Genomic DNA, 21,277 nt, shown 5'->3' with positions numbered 1-21,277 from the left:
ACAGCACTGTAAGTATCTATAAGGGTTTGCCCTGACCGCCCAGTCGAACCTCCACCCGCGCCAACAGCGAACGCAACAGACCGGACAGCTGGGCCAGGTCCGCAGGCGGTGTCTCGAGCAGCGTGAGCCACAGCGGCTCGGCCGAACTGCGCACCAGCGTATCCACGATGTTCTTTCCGCGCGGGGTCAGCGCAACGATCAGGCCGCGCGCATCGCGAGGGTTCTCTCGCCGGCTGACCAGCCCGCGCTCGTGCAAACGGTCGAGCCGCTTCTTGAGCCCCGGCAGCGAGATCCAGAGCAGCCCCTTGAGCTCGGTCGGCGTCGCCTCGAACGATGCGTTGATGCGGCGCAGCGTTCCAAGCACCACGAGGTCGCCGCTGGTGATGCCATGCCCTTTGGCACTGTGCTCGATGGCGGCTTCGGCATGGCGGCCCGCACGCAGCAGCCGGGTCTGGACGGCGAAGGCTTCCGGGTTCACCGAAGGCCAGGCCTGCCGCCAGCTCTCGAAGCTGTCGGCCACCGTGTCATGCAGGGCTGCCGCGGCCGAAGCGGGGGAAGAGCCCGGCGGCGGGGCCACGGCGAGCAGGCCCGGAGCCAGCCCGAGCGGCGCGGCGAGGCGGGCCAACAGCGACAGCTGGACGTCCTGCCCGCTCTCCGCACGCGCCACCTGCGGCTGGTGCACGCCGGCGCGGGAAGCCAGCTCGCGCTGGGACCAGCCCGCGGCCTCACGGGCGCGGCGCAAGGTCGCGCCGGGGTGCTGGCCTTCGGCGCCGGCCGGCGCCGAAGCGGAGTCTGTTGCTGTGCTCATGCGAACCTCGTTTGATACTTTTAAGAATATCACACGACAGGAGTTCGGGACAGCGGATTTACATTTCGGCGGGCCCGCCGCCGGCTCTGGTCGGCGGCACGCGCCCGAAAAAGCGGGCCAGGGCCGCAGGCGACGCCGCCTCCAGTCCAGCGCGGTCGATCGCCTGGTAGGGCGTGAAAACCGCCGTCGCCCGCGCGACCGCGGGACGTGCAGCCACCGCTTCCTGCCAGCGCGCAAGATGCGGATGGGCGTCCCAGCCGAAGCCGTGGCGCTCGAGGTACAGCGCCCACGGCCAGGTGGCCATGTCGGCAATCGAATACTCGGCGCCCCCCAGCCAGGGAGACGCCGCCAGGCGATCGTCGAGTTGCGCATAGAGCCCGGCGGCGAGCGCTCGGTAGCGCTCGGCGGCATAGGCATCCTCGCCCGGATGGCTCTTCGCGCGAACCAGGCCGAAGTGATTGTGCTGGCCGAAGATCGGCCCGACATTGGCCATCTGCACCATCAGCCACTGGAGCACCGCGTAGCGTGCGGGGCCTTCTGGTGGCAGGAAGCGGCCGTGCTTCTCGGCCAGGTAGATAAGGATCGCTCCGGATTCGAAGATCGGCCGCCCACCCCCGGCCAGGTCCGAGTCGACAATGACCGGCACCTTGCCGAGCGGATTCAGCGCGGCGAGCCGAGCGTCAGGCTGTGCGCCGAACAGGTCGACATGACACAGGCGATACGGCAGCGCCAGCTCCTCCAGCAGGATCAGCACCTTGCGCACATTCGGGCTCGACATGCCGTAGAGCTCGATCATTCAATCCCTTTCAGAACAGGCTCTTCGTGTACCCGCCGTCGATGCGGATCGTCGCGCCGGTGATGAATGCGGTCTGCTGCGAGCACAGGAAAGCCGCTAGCGCGCCTCGGAGTTGCCGCGGCCACAGCCCCGGCTGCCGCCCGCCACCACGGCGACCTTGTCTTTCAAACCCAGTTCCATAAGAGTCTCCTTAGAAGCCGTAACGGCCGAGCACGGCTGCACGACGGCCGGCGATCACATCGCGCCGCGCAGCCGGCGTCACCACCGGTGTGTCGGCCGGCAGGTGCGAGCGCAAATCACTGAGCAAAACCTTGGTCACGCTGGGCACAGGCGTACGTTCGGCCAGATACCAACGCCATTGCGCGATGCCGATGCCCGGGTTCACCGGGTCGACCCAGTTGGGCACGCCCGCGTCTTCGCGCGAGATCACCATGCGCACACGGCCATCGGCATCGACGCGGGCCTGATGGCCGTTGAGCGAGCTGTGATGGTGGGCGTAGTCGGTGGTCTGCCACCACATGTCGTTCATCTGCAGACTCCAGTAGCGCGCCTCCACGATCTCCACCTCGACGATCAGCGCCTCGCCCGGCTGCACGTCGTAGACCATCTGCATGTAGGCGGCGCGCGGATTGCCGCCCACGTGGTCAGCGGAACGCGGCGGGGTGAAGAAGAACTGGTTGCGTCCCACGCCGTCCTGGATGCGCTGGTTCAGCGCCAGGAAGAACTCCACGTAGAACTTCACCTGGCGGCTCACGGCCAACAGACGTTTGTGCATCTCGGCCTCGTCGATGTGCATGGGCTCGTCGCCGCGCAAATCGATGGCCTCGATCTGGAGCCTGGTGCCGCGCTCATTGGCCCAATCCCACCACGCCTCGCGCACCATGACGACGATGTTGCGGCGCTCGGGGTCCAACACGATCCAGTTGCCCTCTTGCCGGGTCGCCGAGGCGATGATCTCGAAGCTGCCATCGGGCTCGATGCGGAAATCGTCCAGGTCGTGGGTGCCCAGGTGGCCCTGGTCCGGGTCGCCCCAGAAACCCTTGTGCGTCTGGAATTCGAGCCACCGCGTGGCGCCCACCCGGCCACGGATGCGGTAGCTGCGCTGGCCATCGACGAAGGCCCAGTGGTAGAAGAAGTCTGGGCATGGCGCACCGAACCCCGCCTCGAACGGCATGAAGATCGAATGCACGTAGAAGTTGGGGTAGGCCTGGCGCGGCGCCACGTAGATGTTGAAGCCGAAGGCCTGCAGCATCTGCAGCAGGTACAAGCCCTGCGCGCGCACCACCGGGTCTTTCGATATCTCGGCCTGCAGCACCAGCGCGCGCGCCGCCGCCACGTTGCGTTGGCATTCTTCCCAGCTGTCGTCGATCATGAAGTGCCCCGCTCTCTCACAGCGCGGTGTAGCCGCCGCCGTCCACCGGGATGACCTGCCCCGTGACGAACTGCATCTGGTCGCTGCACAGGGCGACGATGGCGCCGCCGATGTCGACGCGCGTGTCACCGAGACGTCGCAGCGGAATGTTGCCGAGGATCTGTTCCTTGACCTGCGGGTATTTCTCGAAGTAGGCCTTGGAGGTATCGGTCTCCGAGGCCGGGGCGATGCCGTTGACCACGATGCCGTGCGGGCCCCATTCGCGGGCCAGGCCCTTGACCATGCCGCGCTGCGCGCTCTTCACGGCCACGTAGATCGGGTTCATCGCGCCCCCGTGCAGCGCCTGCGACGAGCTGAGGATGATGAAGCGCCCTCGCCTGCCGCGCTTCAAGTGCTCGAACGACGCTTGCGCCAGGTAGAACGCGGCGTCGAGCGCCGTGGCGTACTGCTCGTCCCAGCGCGCGTCGTCGATCTCTTCCAGCTTGGTCGGCGTGCCGGACTGGCCGCTCGATGCGTTGTGCACCACGATGTCCAGGCCGCCGAAGTTTTCCACGGCGGCCGCCACGGCGCGCTCGATGTCCGCTCGCACGCCCACGTCGGTCTGCACGCTGATGGCACTGCCGCCTTCCTGGCGCACCAGCGCCAGCGTTTCATCGCCGGTGACGGCGCGGCGTGCGGCGATCACGACGTTCGCGCCCGCTGCGGCCAGGGCCAACGCCAGCCCACGGCCGATGCCGCCGCCCGCACCGGTGACGATGGCCGTGCGCCCGGCCAGGGATGTGTTCGTATTCATCTGTGTCTCCTTCAAGGCACCATCCACTCGCCACCGTCCAGCAGCAGGGTGGCACCGGTCATCACCCGCCCTGCCGGGCCGCCGAGAAACTCGACAACCGGCACGATCTCGCGCGCCAGGTCCAGCGTGCGGCCGAAGGCCACGGGAACGGAATCGCCCTTGAACGGCAGCTTGATGTCGGCGAAGCGATCGCTCAACCCTTTGGCGGCAGCAGCGACCCAGTTGACCGTGATTCCGCTCTTGCCCCACTGGCGCGCAGTCGACTTGACCAGCCCGCGCTGGCCTTCGATGCCGGTGGAAAAAGGGATCAGTTGCGCGGCGCCCGCCAGGGAGAACGAACCGCCGATCACCACGACCGAACCGCCGCCGGAAGCCGCCGTGAACAGGCCGTGCGCGGCCTGCAACACGTACAAGGTGGTCTTCATTGGTTGACCGCACGCGGTGCGCCACTGCGCATCGGAGGTCGCGACGATGTCCTGGGGCTGCACGCCTGCTTCAGGCATGACGCTCAGCACCACTTGCTGCGGAGGACCCAGGGCCTCCTGCGCCACCGCGAAGGCTGCGGTGACCGCGGCGCGGCTGTCGAAGCGGGCCGGGACACGGACGACGCCGTCCGGCAATGCAGTGGCAGGCGCACCGTCCAGGTCGCTGATCCACGCGACACGCGCGCCTCCACCGGCCAGCGCAGCCGCCATCGGCGAGCCGATGTCGATGCCCGACCCCACCACGTAGATCACCCTGGACGTGGCGCCCGGGCTGTCGTTCGTCATCATGTGTTCTCCTTGTCTTGTCTTGCGGCACGCATCGGGGGCTCGAGCACGCCCAATTGCGTGAGCACCTTCAGCAGTTGCTGGCTGGACGCCTCTACCGATACGGAAGTGGTGTCGATCCGCACTTCGGCATGTTCCGGTGGTTCGTAGGGCGAATCGATACCGGTGAAGTTCTTCAGTTCGCCGCGCCGCGCCTTCCGGTACAGGCCCTTCGGGTCGCGAGCCTCGGCCACCGCCAGCGGGGTGTCGACAAACACCTCGATGAACTCGCCCGCGCCCATGAGGTCGCGCGCTAGCTGCCTGTCGGCCCGGAAAGGCGAGATGAATGCGGTAATCGCTATCACCCCGGCGTCGACCATCAGCCGGGCCACCTCGGCCACACGGCGGATGTTCTCCACCCGGTCGGCATCCGTGAAACCCAGGTCCTTGTTCAGGCCATGGCGCACGTTGTCGCCATCGAGCAGGTAGGTGCGCTTGCCCATCGCGTGCAGGCGCTTCTCCAGCATGTTGGCCAGCGTGGACTTGCCCGCACCCGACAAGCCCGTGAGCCAGACGACGGCGCTGCTATGGCCGGCCTGGCGCCGGCGTGCCTCTTTGTCCACATCCACCGTCTGCCAATGGATGTTGTCCGTGACGACCTCGCGCATGTTCATGGCACCAGCTCCTGCTCCTGCGCCTGCGCCTCGATGGCGGCGAGCAGGCGGGCCGCCAGCTCGGGCCGGCACACCAGCAGGTCCGGCATGTAGGTGTCCGTGCGGTTGTAGACGCACGGGCTGCCGTCGATGCGCGAGGCATGCAGGCCCGCGGCAAGTGCCACACCCACCGGCGCGCACGAATCCCATTCGTACTGCCCGCCGGCGTGCAGATAGGCATGGGCCTCGCCGTTCACCACGGCCATGGCCTTGGCGCCCGCCGAGCCCATGGGCACGAGTTCCGCATCGAGGGCGGCGGCGACGCGTTGCGCGATCTCGGGCGCGCGGGTGCGGCTGACGAGGATCTTGATGCGCCCCGCCGGTGGCGGCGGCAACGCGGGCGGCTTGGCCGTGGACAAGGTCAGGCCCAGCGTGGGCAACGCCACGGCGCAGGCGGTCGGCTTCCCGTCCTCGGTCAGCGCCACGTGCACGGCCCAGTCGTCGCGGCCTTCGGCCGCCTCACCGTACTCGCGCGTGCCGTCGAGCGGGTCGATGATCCACACGCGTTTCATCGCAAGCCGGGACGGGTCCGGCGCCGTCTCCTCCGACAGGAAGCCATCCGCGGGCCGCGCCTGCGCCAGCATCTGCGTGATCAGCAGGTTGGCGGTGGCGTCACCGGCCGCGCCCAGCGGCTTGCCCGTGAGCACCGGCGAGCCGCGCATCGCCATCAGCAAGCGCCCCGCAGTGGCCGCGATATCGGCGGCGAGTTCATGGTCGTTCAATGCAGGCATCGGGGTCACCTCTCCAGCTGCACGTGGCAATCGCGGATGTAGTCACCGAGCACGGCATCGACTCGCGCGTTGTCCAGTCCGTAATCGGCGAGCGAATAGGTGTGGCGATGGCCACTCGCATGGGCGGTGACGTCGCGCGCCAGCCAGGCCTTCATCACGGCCTCGCGCTCGGCCCCGAGCGGCAGGTTGAAGTGCGAATAGATGCGGCGCACCATGCCCATCGGGTCCGCCTGCACGTCCAGGTAGTGGGCATCGACGAAGCGGTCCTTGAATTCGGGTTGCGCACGGATCGCGGCGATGTTGCGCATGCCTCGAGCCTGCGCTTCGAGCATGCCGAAGTCGCCGGAGAGTTCCACGTCGGAAAAGGTTTTGCGCAGCGCCACGAAGTTGCTGGCGAGCGAGGCGATGATCTTGGCCGGGTCTCGGTGGCACTGGATCAGGCAGGCATCGGGATAGACGGTGAGCAATTCGTTCAGCCAGAGGTTGTGGGCCGGCGTCTTGAGCACCCAGCGGTCACGCCGGTAGCGGTGCTGCAGGTGCTGCAGCATCTGGCGGTGCTCACGGTAGATGGCACGGAAGTCGATCTTCATCAGCTGCGCCGTGTAGCTCGGCACATTCCAGAACGCCATGAAGTTCACCGACTGCAGCGACAGCTCCCACATGAAGTTGCACTCTTCGGGCCGCTCCGCACCGAACGGGTGGATGCCCTGCAGCTCGCGCTCCATGAAGCCTTGCGTGCGAAGCGCCGCGTCGCATTGGGCGATGCGCGGGTCAGCCGCATAGGAGCCGGGTTCCGGCGGCGGCGAGGGAAACATGATTTCCCAGGTCTGCGGCGAACGGTTGCCCGGGTCCTGCGACAGCAGGTTGTGCAGGAAGGTGGTGCCCGCACGCGGCAGCCCCATCACGATGATCGGCTTCGCGATGGCTTCGGCGGCGATGCCGGGGTAACGCTTGCGGTCCTCGATCAGCTTCAGGCGACTGCACATCACGTCCAGCAGGCGCGCCCGGGCGGCCTGCGCGCCACGCTCGTGCAGCGCGGCTTCCTGGTTGAGGGCATCGACCAGCAGGGCGAGCACCTGCGGCAGCTGGTCGCTGCCCCAGTCCGCGAGGCCGGTGGATTGCTGGGCTTCGCGCAGCAGCGTGGCCGCATCGAGGAACGTCTTCATGGCTGTTGTTGTCTCCGCGGGCCCGTGGAATGAAATGACGATCCGAGCCCTGGCGCGAGACTAAGCAGCGGGATCGCCGCGCCGCACATCGATTGAGTGAAGCCGCTCATTGATAGGCGGCGCCAATCAAACCACCCGGCGCAAAGCGGCCTTGACCGGACCCTGGCCGGTGCCCTCGGAAGACACCAGGTCTTGCAGGGCCGTGACCAGGGTGGTCACCAGATGCGACTTGTGGCTGGGCATCCAGGCCAGCCCCATCTCGATGGACAGCAGGTCGGCGGATTCGGCCAGCGCAACGAACTTGACGCCCGCCACGCGCGCGCCGCAAGCCGACTCGTGGACAAGGGCCACTCCGAACTCTTCGGCCACCAGCGTCATCAGCGTCAGCGCCTGCTCGGCGATGTGGCGTACCTTGGGCACCAGGCCTTGCCGGGCCAGGGTTGCTGCCATGTCACGGGAAAAGGACGGATTCCACTCCGGCGGGAACATCACAAACGGGTAGTCGCGCAGATCGCGCAGGTGCAGCAACTGCGATTGCGCCAGCGGCCAACCCGCCGGGACGGCCAGCATCATCCTGGCGGTGTACAGCGGCCGCACGTTCAGCCCCGACAGGTCGGCGATCTTCAGGTTGACCAGGCCCAGGTCGAGCGTGCCGCTGCGCAGGCTGGCGATCTGCTTGGCGGTGGGCTCTTCCACCAGCCGGACCTGCACGTCGGCATGCCGGGCCTGGAAGGTGCGGATCGCCGGCGGCAAGGCCTTGATCAGGCTAAACGGCACATGGCCGACCCGCAGCTGGTGCGAGTCTCGGTGGGCCGCGCCGCGTGCGCGCTCTTGCGCCTGGTCCGACTGCTGCAACAGCCGCCTCGCGTCCTCGACCAGCACCTCGCCGGCCGGCGTGAGCGACACGCTTCGGCTGCTGCGCTCCAGCAGCTTCACGCCGATGGACTTTTCCAGGGCGGCAACCGACTGGCTGATGCTCGACTGTTCCATGCCCAGCTTGCGCGCCGCTGCGCCGAAGTGCAGATCCTGCGCGACGGCGAGGAAGTGGCGCAGCCGGTTGAGGTCCATCAGTCACGTGCCCGTGAATCGGGGCCGCCGCCGTTCGGCGAAGGCCTGCTTGCCTTCCTGGTGGTCGCTGGAAAGCCAGAGCATCGGCTGCAGGTCGATCTCGGCCTGGATCATGGCATCCAGGCCGCGCGCGAACACGCCTTTGACAGCCTCGAAGGCCATCGGCGGCCCGTCCGCATAGCGCTCGGCCAGGACGACCGCCGCCGCCAGGGCGCCGCCCTCCTCGGCAATGTCGTCGACGATCCCGAGCCGCTCCGCGCGCTCGGCGTCGATCAGATCCGCCAAGGCGATCAACTGCCGCGCCCGCGTCATTCCCACCCGGTTGGGAAGCGAGAACATCAGGCCCATGTCGGGAAGAAAGCCGACGCGGGTGAAGGCGCAGCAGAACTTCGCCGTGCGCGCGGCCACCACATGGTCGCAGGCGCACGCCAGCGCGAGGCCGGCCCCGTAGGCGTTGCCTTCGATCGCGGCAATCAGCGGCTTCGCCCCGTTGATCATTTCGCGCATCAGCAGGGCACCACCTCGCTTAAGCCGCACGCGGCATTCACGCACGGTGGTTTCCTGAAACCCGGAGAGGTCGGCGCCCGCAGAAAAATTCGCCCCGTCGCCGGTGAGCACGATGGCACGGCACTCGGGATCGGCATTCAGGTCGCGCAGGATCTCGCCCAGCCGGTCTCGCATGGCCTGCGAGAACGCGTTCATCTTGCCGGGGTTGTGCAGCGTCAGCGTGACGATGCGGCCCTGGCGTTCGATGCGCACGAGTTCCGTCATGCCTTCACGCCGCCCGCTCGAACACTGCCGCAAGCCCCTGCCCACCGCCGACGCACATGGTTTCCAGCGCGTAGCGGCCCTGACGCCGTTTCAACTCGTGCAGCATCGTTGCCAGGATGCGCAGGCCGGTCGCCCCGATCGGATGCCCCAGCGAGATTCCGCCGCCGTTGACGTTCAGGCGGTCCGCATCGTTCCAGTCCCAGCCATGGAGCACAGCGAGTGCCTGCGCCGCGAACGCCTCGTTGAGTTCGACCAGGTCCATCTGCTTGAACGAAAGCCCCGTGCGCGTGAACAGCTTCTTCACCGCTGGCACTGGGCCAATGCCCATGCGCGCCGGTTCGCAACCGGCAGCGGCCCATCCCGTGACCCACGCGATCGGCTCCAGCTTCAACTCGGCGAGCTTCTCCTCGGCCACCACCAGGCAAGCCGCGGCGGCATCGTTCTGCTGGCTCGCGTTGCCGGCCGTCACTGTGCCGCCCTTAATGACCGGCTTGAGCTTGGCAAGCGACTCCATCGTGGTCCCGGCGCGGATGCCCTCGTCGCAGGCGAACACGATCGGTTCGCCCTTTTTCTGCGGCACGGCCACACTCACCAGTTCGTCGGCGAACTTGCCGTCCGCCCAGGCTTGCGCGGCGCGCTGATGGCTGCGCATCGCAAACGCGTCCGCCTGTTCGCGCGTGATGCCGTAGTCCTTGGCCAAGTTTTCAGCAGTCTCCGGCATGCCGGAGATATAGCCGAAGCGCTCTTCGGGTTGTGAACGCTCGCGGCCACGCTGCAGGCGGTCGTGCATCGTGACCGAGCCGGCCCGCGAACCCCAGCGCATGTCGGTCGAGTAGTACTCGATGTTGCTCATGCTCTCGACGCCGGCAGCGACGACGACATCGGCAGCGCCGGTTTGTACTTGCATCGCCGCGTCAATGACGGCCTGCAGGCCGGAGCCGCAGCGCCGGTCCAACGTCATGCCCGGCACCTCCACCGGCAGGCCGGCCTCGAGCGCGGCGTAGCGGCCGAGGCAAGGCGCCTCGCTGTTGGAATAGGACTGCGCCATCACGACGTCGTCGATGCGCGCGGGATCGATGCCACTGCGCTCGACGAGCGCCCTGAGGATGGTGGCCGCAAGCTGGTTCGCCGGCAGCGGGCGCAGGCTGCCGCCGAAAGCGCCGACGGCGGTGCGCAAGGGTGAAACGATGGCGGCTCTTCTCATGATGGTTGCTTGTGGTTTTGGATGGGGGTGAGGCGCACCGGCAGCGCGGTGAGTTGCGGCATCGCGTTGATCGTCTGCAGGCCGGTGCGCGTGGTCGTCAGGCGATTGACATTGACACCGCCCGCGTGGGGATCCTTGCCGTCCTGCACGTCACCCGGCAGGCCGCCCCAACCGTGGCTGATGGACACCACGCCGGGCCGCATGCTGTCGTCGGCCTCGGCGATGGCTTCGATGCGCCCGTGCGCGGACGCGATGGCGATGCTGTCGCCCGTCGCGACGCCCAGGGCCGACAGATCGTCCGGGTGCAGCCAGGCCGGGTTGTTCGGCACGCGCTTGCGGATCGCGTCCAGCTGGCGGTACATCGTGTTCTGCACGTCACGGACGCGCCGAACGGCGAGCAAGTGGGTGAAGCCTTCCGTGGCGGCTTGCGTGCGGACCGCCGGTTCACGGGCCATGGTGCCGAGTTCCTGCACCACGTCCTGCGGCACGACCTGGAAGCGCGCGGCGCTGGCAGCGTCGCCGGGCTGCACCGTCGCGCCCGCCACGTCGAAGATCTTTCCCAAGTGATGCGCCTGGATCTGCTCGAAGGGAACGCTCGCGTTGCGCGCGAGGATCGCGAGCAATTCCTCCTGCGTTGGCGCTCTCTCCATGTCCAGCGCGACGCCGTCGAACACGATGGGCTTGCCCATGCGCTTTGCCAGCGACCAGAACACGAACCAATCGTCGACCACTTCGGCGCCGGCGGGCGGCTCGGCCACCTTGCGTGCATATTGCGAGTAGGGCACGTGCAGGACGAAGGACTCGTAGTCGCGCGTGCCCAGGTCGGCATGCTCGAACATCATGGTCGGCGGAATGATGAAGTGCGAGAGCCGCGCGGTGGCGGTCATGAACGGATCGATGGTCACCAGCAGGTCGACCGACTGCAACGCCGCGACGAATCGCTCGTGCCCGGGCATCGCCGACGCGGGGTTGCCGCCGTCGACGAACAGCGCCCGCACCTGGCCCGGGCCGGGGGTCTCGATCTCATCGGACAGCGCCCCGCTCATCTTCTGGCCGAACAACATGCCCCAGCCACCCACGCGGCTCTTGGCGCCCTTTTCCCACGAACGTTGCGGCGCGATCACCTGGGCGTGGCGCGGGTAGGCAGGGCCCAGCACCCCCGGATTGGCCACCGGGTCGCCCGCGCGCGCATAGCGCCCGCAGACGACGTTCAGGCATTCGACCAGATGCTCCACCAGATTCGAATGCGGGCCCATGTTGGCGCCGGTGCCGGAGGCCGCGCTGCCGCGCTTGCGCCTGCCGTTCTCCGGCCGGGCGAAGACAGCCGCCGCCTCGAACAGCGACTCGCTGCTCACGCCGCAACGCAGCGCCACCGCCGGCACATCGAATGGCATCAACGCCCGCCGCAAGTCGTCCAGGCCGTGCACATGCTGCGCGCAGAACTCGGTGTCGTGCCAGCCCTCGTCGAGGATGATCCGCAGCAGGCCGGCGAGGAGCGCGGCGTCCTCACCCGGCCAGGGCTGCAGGAACACACTGGCGTGGCGCGCGGTTTCGCTGCGCCGCGGATCGATGACGATGAAGCGCGTGCCGCGTTCGATCGCATCGCGCATCTGTCGCACCGGGTGCTGCGAGGGAAAATTGAAGGTCGAGAGCGACACCAACGGGTTGGTGCCGATGAACATCAGCACATCGGCGGCAAGGAAGGGATCGCGACCCGCAGCCCAGCCGCCCAGGCGCTCGAACGTCACCCACTTGGCCGACTGGTCGATGGTCATCGTCGAATAGAACGAGTTCGACCCGAGCGCGGATAGCCAGGCCGGCAGCATGGTGTTGGCCGTCTGGTTGCTGTAGTTCATCGTGCCGCGAAATCCGGCCACGCTGTCCGGCCCGTGCGCTGCGACGAGGTTCTGCAAGCGCTGGGCGATCTCGTCCAGCGCTTCGTCGAGCGGCACGCGCACGAAGCGCCCATCGGGAAGCCGCTTCAAGGGATGCAGCAACCGGTCGGGGCTGGCATGCGCGGCCGGCAGCTGCAGGCCCTTGATGCAGGCGTAACCGCGTGTCAGCGGATTGGATTTATCGCCGCGCGCCGAGACGATGCGGCCCGACGCGTCGCGCGCGAGCCGAAGGGAGCACATCCCCGCGCAGATGCGGCAGCTGGTGACGGCCTCTTCCTGCGCGTTGTCCATCTTTGTCAAGCCGCGGCAACCGGCGCGGCTGGCGCAAGAGGTGCCGCCCGGCGCGGCAGCGTCCACGCCGTGAGCGCGCAGGCGGCGGCAACCGCCGTGATCGAGACCATCGTCAGCAGGTAGGCGCCGCTCGCCGGGAACACCGCGGGCGGCGTGGCGTCGCTTCGCACCAGCTGCGTTGCGAGCAGCACGCTCGCGATCTGAGTGCCGATGGCGGTGCCGAGCGTGCGCACGACCTGAGACAGCCCGACGAATTCACTCGTCCGCTCGGCAGGCACGACCTCGACCAGCAGGTTGGGCACCGCCGACATCATCATCGCGCCGCCGAGCGACGTGACCATCGCCCACATCACGAGCACCCAGACAGCGCCGTGCCACATCGTGAGGCCGCACCAGCCCGCGACGATCAGCAAACTGCCGAGCGTGGCGGCGCTGCGCGCGCCGTGGCGTGCGGCGAGGTGGCCACCCCAGGGCGCGCCGAACAGGCCCATGAAATTGGAAGGCAGCTTCACCAGCCCCGCGACCGTGGCGGAGAGTCCCAGGCCGACGCCCGTCCATGCGGGCTGCTGCGCCAGCGACATCAGCACCAGCATCAGCTGCGACGCGCCCAGGCCGAAGAGGAACATCACGGCCATCGGCAGACCCACATCGCGCCGGGCGACGCGCCGCACGTCGATCATCGGCGACGGGTGACGCCACTCCCAGCGCAGCCAGACGGCCAGCAGCACGATGCCCGCGCCGAAGGCGAGAAGCGTGGTCGGGTTCGACAGGCCGTGCGCCTTGAGGCGCGACAACGCCCAGAGCAACAAGGCCACCGCCGGCGCGTAGAGCACGCCGCCCAACCAGTCCAGGGCCTGCGTCATCGCCTGCTTGGTAGACGCGGGAACGAACGCGGCAACCAGAGCTATCGCCACGACACCATGCGCGGCGCCGAACCAGAACATGGTGCGCCAACCGGCGGTGTCGACCAGGAAGCCCCCTAGCAGCAGGCCCGCGCCGGCGCTGAAGGTGGCCATCGCCGCCAGCCAGCCGATGGCGACGGGAACGCGCGCCGGCGGCAGGTGTTCACGGACGATGCCGATCGCCAGCGGCAGCAAGGCCGCCGACATGCCTTGCAGCGCGCGGCCGGCGATCAGGCCCGCGAGTTCGGTGGACAGCGCGCTGACCAGCGATCCCGCCGCCGAACACGCGAGCATCGCCAGCACCATGCGCCTGCGGCCGAAGATGTCACCCAGGCGGGAGGACAGGCCCGCGGACACCGAGCCCACCAGAAGATAGGCGGTGATCAGCCAGCCCGCGCCAACCGGGTCCGCGAACTCGCGGGCGATCGTGGGCAGGGCCGCATAGATCATGCTCACCTCGAAGGAGGTGATGATCTCGGCGATCACCAGAACGATGAGCAGGACGAGTTTGTTCACTCAACGACCCCGCATGCCGCCACGGCGTTCTTGTCATCAGCCGTCTGCGCCTGCCGCTTGGGCAGCGCCAGCACGACCAGGATCGACAGCGCCGCGCAGATGCTCACCGCGCCCAGCGCCAGCAGGTAGGCGGACTCGGTGGGATATTTCGCGGGGCCGCCCGAGGGGTCGCGCACGACCGACGTAGCGAGCAGCACGCTCACGAGCTGGGTGCCGATGGCGGTGCCCAAGGTGCGCAGCACGTGCGACATGCCGTTGAGCTCGCTGGTGCGTTCGGCCGGCGCCACTTCGACCACCAGGTTGGGAATCGCCGCGTAGAGAATGGCGCCGCCGACGGTGGCGACGAAGCACAGCACCACCAGCTGCCACACGGTAGCGTGCCAGGCCATCATCGCCACCCAGCTCGCGCAGATGACCACGGCGCCGACCAGAGCAGCACGGCGGGCACCGTACCGCGCGGCCATGTGACCGCTCCACGGCGCGCCGACAAGGCCCGCGACGCTGGACGGAACCTTGACCATCGCCGCCAGCGTGGCCGAGAGGCCCAGGCCCACGCCGGTCCACACGGGCTGCTGCCCCAGCATCAGCACCACCAGCATCAGCTGCGCCGTGCCCAGGCCGAACAGGGCCATGAGCAGCATGGTGAGGCCGATCTGGCGCTGCGCGAACTGGCGCACGTCGAGCATGGGATCGGGATGGTTCCACTCGCGGCGCGCCCACACAACAAGCAGCACGATGCCGCCGGCCGCCAGGGCCAGCGTGAAGGGATCGGTCCAGCCTGAGCCCTTGAGGCGCGTGATGGCCAGCAGCACGGCGGCGATGGCCGGCGCGAACAGCACGCCGCCCAGCACATCGAGCCGGCCGTTGCGCGCCTGCGATTTCGAGGGCGGCAGCAGGAACAGCACGCAGACCAGCGACAGCACGGCGTGGCCCGCGCCAATCCAGAACGTCATGCGCCAGCCGGCGTTGTCGGCCAGCCAACCACCGAAGAGGATGCCGACGGCGGCGCTGAAGCTCGCGACCGCGGCCAGCCAGCCGATCGCCACCGGCACGCGCGCAGCCGGGAAGTACTCTCGTGCGAGCCCGATGCACAGCGGCAACAGGGCCGCCGCGACCCCTTGCAACGCGCGGCCCAGGATCAGGCCGGGCAAGCTGGTGGACAGCGCGCTGACCAGCGAGCCGCACGCGGCGAACACCAGCATCACCAGCACCACCCGCCGCCGGCCATAGATGTCGCCCAGCCGCGAACACAGCGCGGCGGCCGCCGCTCCGACCAGCAGGAACGCGGTGATCAGCCAGCCCACGCCGGCCGGGTCGCCGTACTCGCGCACCAGCGTGGCCAGGATGCCGTACATCATGCCCACTTCGAAGGCACTGTTGATCTCGGTGACCAGCAGCACAAACAGGATGACCCGCAGTGCGGCGTTGGAACGTGTGGAACTCATGACGGTGTCTCCAGTTCGGGCTGCGGGGGGCTGGCGAGGGCGGCTGCGAGCTGGTCGTGCAGCCGCTTGGCGGCCGCGAGGCCGCCGTCGAAACTCTGCGCGCTGACCGCGTACCCGACGGCGTCGACGCAATAGCGCATGAGGGCGCTGGACCCTGGCATGGCATGCAGGCGCTCACGCCATGCCGCCAGAGCGGTCTCGCTTTCGGCCCGATCCAGCGGCCGGTGGCGCAGCAAAGCGTCGGCGGGTGGGATCGCCTGATCGATCCGCGCGGCGAAATCGATGGCCGCGGCGGCGACATCGCCGTCGCACAGCGTGTCGATGAGCGAGGTGCCGGCGAAAGCGTCGGCACGTTCGTATTGCGCGAACACGATCATCCGCAGCGACCGATCCACACCAATCGCGCGCGGCATGCGCTGCGAACCACTGGGCGGGATCACGCCGTGCCTGATCTCGGGCAACGCTAGGCGGGTGTCCTGCTGCGCCACGCGGTAGTGGCAGGCCAGCGCGAGTTCCAGCCCGCCGCCGATGGCGAAACCATGCATGGCGGCGATCACGGGCTTGCGGCAGGCTTCGATGCGAGGCAAGAGATGATTGGAAATACCGGGCCAGGCCTGCTGCAGCGGCGAGCGCATCTCGCCGAGGTCGCCTCCGGCGCAAAAGCCCCGGCCCGTCCCCGTCAACACGATGGACGTCACGCCGTCATCGGCATCGGCTTCTTCCAGCGCCGTCCACAACGCCTCGCGCATGGGCTGCGACAGGCTGTTGACCGGCGGGTGGGTGATCGTCAGAACGGCGACCGCGCCGTGACGCTGGAGGGAGACCGGCATGGTGCGCCTTACCGGCCCTCGAACTGGGGCGCTCTTTTTTCGCTGAAAGCGCGCACGGCTTCGGCGTGGTCACTCGACCCCATCGCCACCGCCTGGAACTCGACTTCGCTGCGGACCGCGGCATCGAGGCTGTCGGCGCCCTGCGCAAGCGCGCTCTTGAGCAGTGCCGTGGTCACCGGTGGCAGGGCTGCGTACTCCTGCGCGACGGCGATCGCACGCTCCAGCGCGCAACCAGGCTCGACCACCTCGTTGGCCAAGCCGATGCGCCCGGCTTCAGCACCGTCGAATGCACGGGCCAGACCCAGGATCTCGCGCGCCTTGGCCCGCCCCACGCGTTGTTGGATGCTCCACAGCGCGCCCATGTCCGGCATCAGGCCGACCTTGAGGAAAGCAGCGCCGAACTTCGCATCGCGCGCCACCACCAGGTAATCGGCCAGTGCAGCGATGGAAAGGCCCGCACCCATGGCCGAACCTTCGACGGCCGCGACGATGGGCTTGGGCCCCAGTGCCATCAGGCGGATCAGGGCCGTGACCAGGTTCCAGCGTTCGCGGTTCTCCAGCAGCGTGCGCTGCTGCATCTCGCTGACGTCGCCGCCCGCGCAGAAGTGACCGGCCGCGCCGGTGATGACGATGGCGCGAACTTGCGGGTCGGCCATCACGGTTTCGAGCCGCTCGCGCAGCTGTGTGCGCATCTGCAGGCAGTAGGCGTTGCGGCGCGCGGGAAAGTCCAGCGTCAGCACCGCAACGGCGCCGATGCGCGCCAGCGGAACCATGTCGGCCGGCCGGGCTATGGGCTTGGGTTGGTTCATGGCGCTACCTGCCTTCGAAGCGCGGCTGGCGCTTTTCCTGGAACGCCACCAGCGCCTCCTTGCAGTCTTCGCTGAGGCGGCAGCGGATCATGTTGCGCGCCTCGAGGTCGAACACTTCCTCGATGGTCTGGTGTGCCGCGGCATGGATGTTCTGTTTGATGTAGCGGTGCGCCATCGCCGGGCCCTGCGCCAGCCGCAGTGCGAAGGCATCGGTCGCTGCGTCGAGCTCGGCATCGGCCACCACGCGGTTCACCATGCCCAGCGACAACGCCTCAGCTGCGAGGACGCGATCGGAGAACATGTAGATCTCCTTGGCCTTGGAGGGCCCCACCAGCTGCGTGAGGAAATAGCTGCCGCCATAGTCGCCCGGTGTGCCGATCTTGGCGAAGCTGGAGATGAAGAACGCGTTGTCGGCGGCGATGCGGAAGTCGCAGGCCAATGCCATCGAAAAGCCCATACCGGCCGCCGGCCCGCGCAGCTTCGCGATCGTCGGTTTGCCCATGCCGTGCAGTTGCAGCGAAGCCCGCGCGAGGTGCTTCAGGCGATCGGTGCGCGCTTCTTGCGCCTGCCACAGCGGCGTCTTCCCGTACTCCTGGGCAATGGCGTCGTCCGGGTCCGGCGCGCCCATGGAGCGGATGTCGGCGCCGGTGCAGAACGACTGGCCGGTGCCCGTGAGCACCACCACCTTCACGCCCGGGTGCCGCTCGGCGTCATCGAGCAGGCGCACCAGCAGTTGCTGGCCCGCCGTGTCGATGGCGTTTTTGACTTCGGGCCGGTCGAAGCTCAGCGTCAGCACGCCGCTGTCGGCCAGGTCCCATCGGATGGCGTCTGTCATGTCGTCTCCTTCAGACCAGTTCTTTCAGGCGCGCCTCGTCGAAGGCGGGCAGTTCATCGCCGGCGCGCAGCTTCTGCGTCCAGCTCGGCTCGTTGAGCAATGCGCGGCCCACGGCGACCAGGTCGAACTCGCCGCGTTCGAAGCGAGCCATGAGTAGCTCGATGTTGTCGGATCCGCCCGCGCGGCCGTCGCGCTTGGAGTCGTAGAAGCCGCGGTCCAGCCCGATGCCGCCGATCGCCATCGACAGCTTGCCGGTGAGCTTGCGGGCCCAGCCGGAGAGGTTGAGCGGCGAGCCGTCGAACTCCGCGCGGTCGAAGTAGCGCACGCTGCCGTCGAACACGTCGACACCGGCGTCTGCGATCGGGCCGAGCACCTCTTCCAGCTCCTGCGGTGTGGTGGCCAGGCGCGCCTTGAAGTCCTGCTGCTTCCATTGCGAGAAGCGGAAGAAGATCGGCATGGCCTCGCCCGCTTCGCGGCGAACGGCCCGCACCACCTCGGCGGCGAAGCGGGTTCTCGCGCGCCGGTCGCCGCCCCACGCGTCCGTGCGGCAGTTGGTCTCGTTCCAGAGAAACGTGTCGATCAGGTAGCCGTGCGCGCCGTGGATGGCGACGCCGTCGAAGCCCAGTTCACGGGCGTGCCGGGCGCTGCGGCCATAGGCGTCGATGACATCCTGGATCTCGCTTTCGGTCATGGGCTGCGTCGCGGACTGCATGCGCTGCAGATAGCCGGCGTCCAGCGATCCAGGCCGGGCCTGCGGCCCCCACAGGCCCGAGGGACGCACGGACGGCGCCTGTGGATGCGGGCCCGTTCCCGGCTCGCGCATCACGCCTTGGTGCCACAGCTGCGGGACGATCTTGCCGCCCGCGCGGTGGACGCCGTCCACCACGCGCTTCCATGCCGCCAGCGCCTCGTCGCCGTAAAGGTGCGGCAGGTTGCTTTCGCCCAGGCCCGCATCGCCGAGCGCCGCCGGATGATCGATGCCCACACCTTCCGTGATCAGCAGGCCGGTGCCGCCTTCGGCGCGGCGCCGGTAGTAGGCGGCAACGTCTTCGCCGGGCACACCGCGCGGCGAGAAGTTGCGCGTCATCGGCGCCATGACGATGCGGTTGGCGAGGGAAAGGCCGCGCACTTGCAGCGGCTTGAAAAGAGGTTCTACGTCGCAACTCATGGGAAATTCTTGAAGTGAATGCGGGGTTCAGGGCGCGCTGGTGACGCTTTGGCGCGCGTCGTCGCCGGCGGCGTCCCAGTAGCGCTGCCAGCTGGGCCAGGCGTGCGGCAGTTGCGGCTGGAAGCGCGGTGCGTCGTACTTGCCGGGCCAGTCCTGGAAAGAAGGGCCTTGGGGGCGCTTTTGCCAGTCGGTGGAATACCAGTGCTTTTCTTCGCGGCGCTCGAAGCACCAGCGGCCTTCGCTCTTCACGTAGCGGTCGAAGTAGCAGATGGCCATCTCGACCCAGTGCTCGCCGTCCTCATGGCCGGCACGGCAGTAGACGGTGCCGGTGGCATGGTCCGCGTCGACGAGGTCGATGGTCTGGCCGCAGACGAGGTGAACGCAGCGGTAGAAGCCGCTCAGCACGTTCTTGCTGCCGTAGAAGGCCTTCAATGCATCGCGGCCCTTGCCCCAGCGGCCGCAGTCGACATCCACGGCGAAGAGCGCGACCAGGTCGTCGAGGTTGCGTGAGTCGACCGCCAGCGCATAGCGGGCGGGCAGCTGCTGGATGGCAAGCTGCGCTTCGACGCGTTCCAGCCGCAGTACCAGGTCGTCAGGAGAGGTTGGCATCTTGTTCAAGCCCTGTCCCGGAAGTCCGCGACGTAGGGCTGGTGCGCGAGCGACCCGCCATCGACGCAGATGACCTGGCCGGTGATGAAGGCCGCCTCGTCCGACGCGAGGAACACGACCGCGGCCGCGATGTCTTCGGGCCGCCCGAGCCGCGGTGATAGCTGGTGGCGCAGCATGATGTCGCCGACGCCGGAGCTAACGTATTTTTCTTGCGTTGCCGCGGTGACGATCAGGCCGGGCGAGATCGCGTTGCAGCGGATGCCCTCCTTGCCGTGCTGCGTGGCGATGCTTTGCGTCAGGGAGTTGACCGCTGCTTTCGACGCACTGTAGGCGCTGTGCGAGAGCGCGCCGGCGAGCGCCGCGTTGGAGCTGGTGTTGATGATCACGCCGCCTCCACGCTTGCGCAGGTGCGCAATGGCGGCGCGGGCGGCCACCATGGTGCCGCGCAGGTTGATGCGCAGGATGTCGTCCCACACCGCGGTGTCGACCCGCTCGACAGGCATGTCCAGCGTGCCGGAGAGCCGGGTGTCGGATGCGTTGTTGTGCAGGATGTCGAGGCCGCCCAGGGCCTGCGCGGCAGCGTCCACCATGGCGGTGACGCTGGCTTCGTCGCCCAGGTCGACGTGCAGCGCGACGGCACGGCCGCCGGCTTCCTCGATCTGCGCGGCGGTGCGGCGTGCAGCGTCCAGGTTGATGTCGGCCACCGCCACGGCGGCACCCTCACTTGCCAGCGCCAGCGCGCACGCGGCGCCGATGCCGCCTCCGGCGCCGGTCACCAGGGCGGCTTTGCCCTCCACGCGTCCATTCGTTCTTGACATGACTGTGTCCTCAGAGTGCTGTGTAGAGGCCGCCGTCCACGGGCAGGTTCTGCCCGCTGACGTAGCCCATCAGGTCGCTGGCCAGCGCCACCACGGCGCGGCCGATGTCGTTGCGGGGCGCGCCCATGCGCCCGAGCGGGAACATGGAGATGAAAGCGTCGCGCAGGGCCGGGTTCTGCGAGAAGAAGGCCTCGGCCGGTTCGGTCAGGGCCGCGGGCTCGATGGCGTTCACGGTGATGCCGTGCGGGCCCCACTCGCGCGCCAGCGACTTCACGAGCCCACGATCGCCGCCCTTGAGCGCCGAGTACACGGGGTTCATCGCGGCGCCGTGCAGGCCGAAGGCGGAACCGAGCACGATGAAGCGACCGCGCCCGCTCACCTTCAGGTGCGGCAGCGCGGCCTGTGCGCAATGCAGCGTGCCGTCCCAGGCAACGCGTGCCTGGCGGTACCAGTCGTCCTCGGTGACGCTCTCCAGCGCGATCGGGTGCGCGGAGTCGCCGCCCGCGTTGGCGTTCTGCACCACGATGTCCAGGTGGCCCCATTGCGCGATGGTGTGCGTGACGCCGTCGCGCACGGCCTGCTCATCGCTCACGTCCATTTCGATGGCGATCGCATTGCCATGCTCGTCGTCGATCAGCCGCAGCGTTTCCTCGCAGGTAGACATCCGCCGGCCGGTGACGGCCACGTTCGCGCCTGCGGCCGCCAGCGCCAGTGCAATGCCGCGCCCGATGCCGCCGCCCGCGCCGGTGACAAGCGCCACGCGCCCTTCGAGAAGGCGCACGGGCTTTCCGTTGCCTTTGCCGTTCTTTCCGTTGCTTGCGCTCATGGCACCATCCAATCACCGCCGTCGAGGTTGAAACTGGCGCCGGTAACGGCGCGGGCGCCGTCGCTGCCGAGCCAGGCGATGACGTCGGCGACGTCGGCCTGTGCTTGCGGCCAGCGGCCGAGCGCGGGGGGCGGGGGCCCGAGTTCGGGGGTCTGTGGCAGG

Annotated in this window: 20 protein-coding genes and 1 pseudogene; all 21 read right to left on the bottom strand. The window is 68.4% G+C overall.

Annotation, left to right across the window (positions count from 1 at the left end):
• Positions 1-16: 16 nt before the first annotated feature.
• Positions 17-808 (bottom strand): helix-turn-helix domain-containing protein, encoded by a 792-nt coding sequence (locus tag EEB15_RS23485; protein WP_141512382.1) that lies wholly within the window; start codon positions 806-808, stop codon positions 17-19.
• 58 nt (positions 809-866) lie between these two features.
• Entirely contained in the window at positions 867-1,604 is a 738-nt protein-coding gene (locus tag EEB15_RS23480; RefSeq protein ID WP_141512381.1) for a glutathione S-transferase family protein, read from the bottom strand.
• Between the two features lie 190 nt (positions 1,605-1,794).
• Complete coding sequence (locus tag EEB15_RS23475) at positions 1,795-2,976, bottom strand: DUF1254 domain-containing protein (RefSeq protein WP_141512380.1); 1,182 nt, start codon at positions 2,974-2,976, stop codon at positions 1,795-1,797.
• A 16-nt stretch (positions 2,977-2,992) separates the two neighbouring features.
• Complete coding sequence (locus EEB15_RS23470) at positions 2,993-3,769, bottom strand: SDR family NAD(P)-dependent oxidoreductase (RefSeq protein ID WP_141512379.1); 777 nt, start codon at positions 3,767-3,769, stop codon at positions 2,993-2,995.
• Positions 3,770-3,780: 11 nt separating this feature from the next.
• Positions 3,781-4,542, bottom strand: a complete 762-nt coding sequence (locus EEB15_RS23465; protein WP_141512378.1) for an SDR family oxidoreductase — start codon at positions 4,540-4,542, stop codon at positions 3,781-3,783.
• Positions 4,539-5,204: pseudogene (gene cysC, locus EEB15_RS23460) on the bottom strand (adenylyl-sulfate kinase); the annotation flags it as partial. The gene EEB15_RS23465 and the pseudogene cysC, both read right to left, overlap by 4 nt.
• Positions 5,189-5,962, bottom strand: coding sequence for a 3'(2'),5'-bisphosphate nucleotidase CysQ (locus EEB15_RS34295; protein WP_141512376.1), 774 nt, complete (start codon positions 5,960-5,962; stop codon positions 5,189-5,191). The gene EEB15_RS34295 and the pseudogene cysC, both read right to left, overlap by 16 nt.
• Positions 5,963-5,967: 5 nt before the next feature.
• Positions 5,968-7,128 carry a sulfotransferase gene (locus tag EEB15_RS23450; protein WP_141512375.1) on the bottom strand — a complete coding sequence of 387 codons (1,161 nt, stop codon included), beginning with the start codon at positions 7,126-7,128 and terminating at the stop codon, positions 5,968-5,970.
• A 126-nt stretch (positions 7,129-7,254) separates the two neighbouring features.
• Positions 7,255-8,196: a LysR family transcriptional regulator gene (locus EEB15_RS23445; protein ID WP_141512374.1), complete on the bottom strand. Its 942-nt coding sequence runs from the start codon at positions 8,194-8,196 to the stop codon at positions 7,255-7,257.
• 3 nt (positions 8,197-8,199) lie between these two features.
• A complete protein-coding gene (locus EEB15_RS23440; protein ID WP_141512373.1) occupies positions 8,200-8,967 on the bottom strand; it encodes an enoyl-CoA hydratase/isomerase family protein in 768 nt (255 codons plus the stop codon).
• A gap of 4 nt (positions 8,968-8,971) precedes the next feature.
• Positions 8,972-10,171: an acetyl-CoA C-acetyltransferase gene (locus EEB15_RS23435; RefSeq protein ID WP_141512372.1), complete on the bottom strand. Its 1,200-nt coding sequence runs from the start codon at positions 10,169-10,171 to the stop codon at positions 8,972-8,974.
• The gene (locus EEB15_RS23430) at positions 10,168-12,357 is read right to left on the bottom strand and encodes a molybdopterin-dependent oxidoreductase (protein WP_141512467.1); all 2,190 of its coding nucleotides are present in this window, start codon (positions 12,355-12,357) and stop codon (positions 10,168-10,170) included. The genes EEB15_RS23435 and EEB15_RS23430 overlap by 4 nt, the downstream gene beginning before the upstream one ends.
• A 5-nt stretch (positions 12,358-12,362) precedes the next feature.
• The gene (locus EEB15_RS23425; protein ID WP_141512371.1) at positions 12,363-13,775 is read right to left on the bottom strand and encodes an MFS transporter; all 1,413 of its coding nucleotides are present in this window, start codon (positions 13,773-13,775) and stop codon (positions 12,363-12,365) included.
• The gene (locus tag EEB15_RS23420) at positions 13,772-15,220 is read right to left on the bottom strand and encodes an MFS transporter (protein ID WP_141512370.1); all 1,449 of its coding nucleotides are present in this window, start codon (positions 15,218-15,220) and stop codon (positions 13,772-13,774) included. The genes EEB15_RS23425 and EEB15_RS23420 overlap by 4 nt, the downstream gene beginning before the upstream one ends.
• Complete coding sequence (locus EEB15_RS23415) at positions 15,217-16,050, bottom strand: enoyl-CoA hydratase/isomerase family protein (RefSeq protein WP_141512369.1); 834 nt, start codon at positions 16,048-16,050, stop codon at positions 15,217-15,219. The genes EEB15_RS23420 and EEB15_RS23415 overlap by 4 nt, the downstream gene beginning before the upstream one ends.
• 8 nt (positions 16,051-16,058) lie before the next feature.
• The gene (locus EEB15_RS23410) at positions 16,059-16,859 is read right to left on the bottom strand and encodes an enoyl-CoA hydratase/isomerase family protein (protein ID WP_141512368.1); all 801 of its coding nucleotides are present in this window, start codon (positions 16,857-16,859) and stop codon (positions 16,059-16,061) included.
• A gap of 4 nt (positions 16,860-16,863) precedes the next feature.
• Positions 16,864-17,694 carry an enoyl-CoA hydratase gene (locus tag EEB15_RS23405; RefSeq protein WP_141512367.1) on the bottom strand — a complete coding sequence of 277 codons (831 nt, stop codon included), beginning with the start codon at positions 17,692-17,694 and terminating at the stop codon, positions 16,864-16,866.
• 10 nt (positions 17,695-17,704) lie between these two features.
• On the bottom strand, positions 17,705-18,862 hold the full coding sequence (locus EEB15_RS23400) for an NADH:flavin oxidoreductase (protein ID WP_141512366.1): 1,158 nt from the start codon (positions 18,860-18,862) through the stop codon (positions 17,705-17,707).
• Positions 18,863-18,889: 27 nt separating this feature from the next.
• Positions 18,890-19,471 (bottom strand): nuclear transport factor 2 family protein, encoded by a 582-nt coding sequence (locus tag EEB15_RS23395; RefSeq protein ID WP_141512365.1) that lies wholly within the window; start codon positions 19,469-19,471, stop codon positions 18,890-18,892.
• Between the two features lie 5 nt (positions 19,472-19,476).
• Positions 19,477-20,289, bottom strand: a complete 813-nt coding sequence (locus tag EEB15_RS23390; RefSeq protein ID WP_141512364.1) for an SDR family NAD(P)-dependent oxidoreductase — start codon at positions 20,287-20,289, stop codon at positions 19,477-19,479.
• A 10-nt stretch (positions 20,290-20,299) separates the two neighbouring features.
• Complete coding sequence (locus EEB15_RS23385; RefSeq protein WP_141512363.1) at positions 20,300-21,115, bottom strand: SDR family NAD(P)-dependent oxidoreductase; 816 nt, start codon at positions 21,113-21,115, stop codon at positions 20,300-20,302.
• Between the last annotated feature and the right edge of the window lie 162 nt (positions 21,116-21,277).

It is taken from the genome of Ramlibacter sp. WS9 (assembly GCF_003797765.1).
Classification (GTDB): domain Bacteria; phylum Pseudomonadota; class Gammaproteobacteria; order Burkholderiales; family Burkholderiaceae_C; genus Ramlibacter.
The sequence above is the reverse complement of the archived record's forward strand: the minus strand, read 5'-3'. Positions and strand labels throughout refer to the sequence as shown.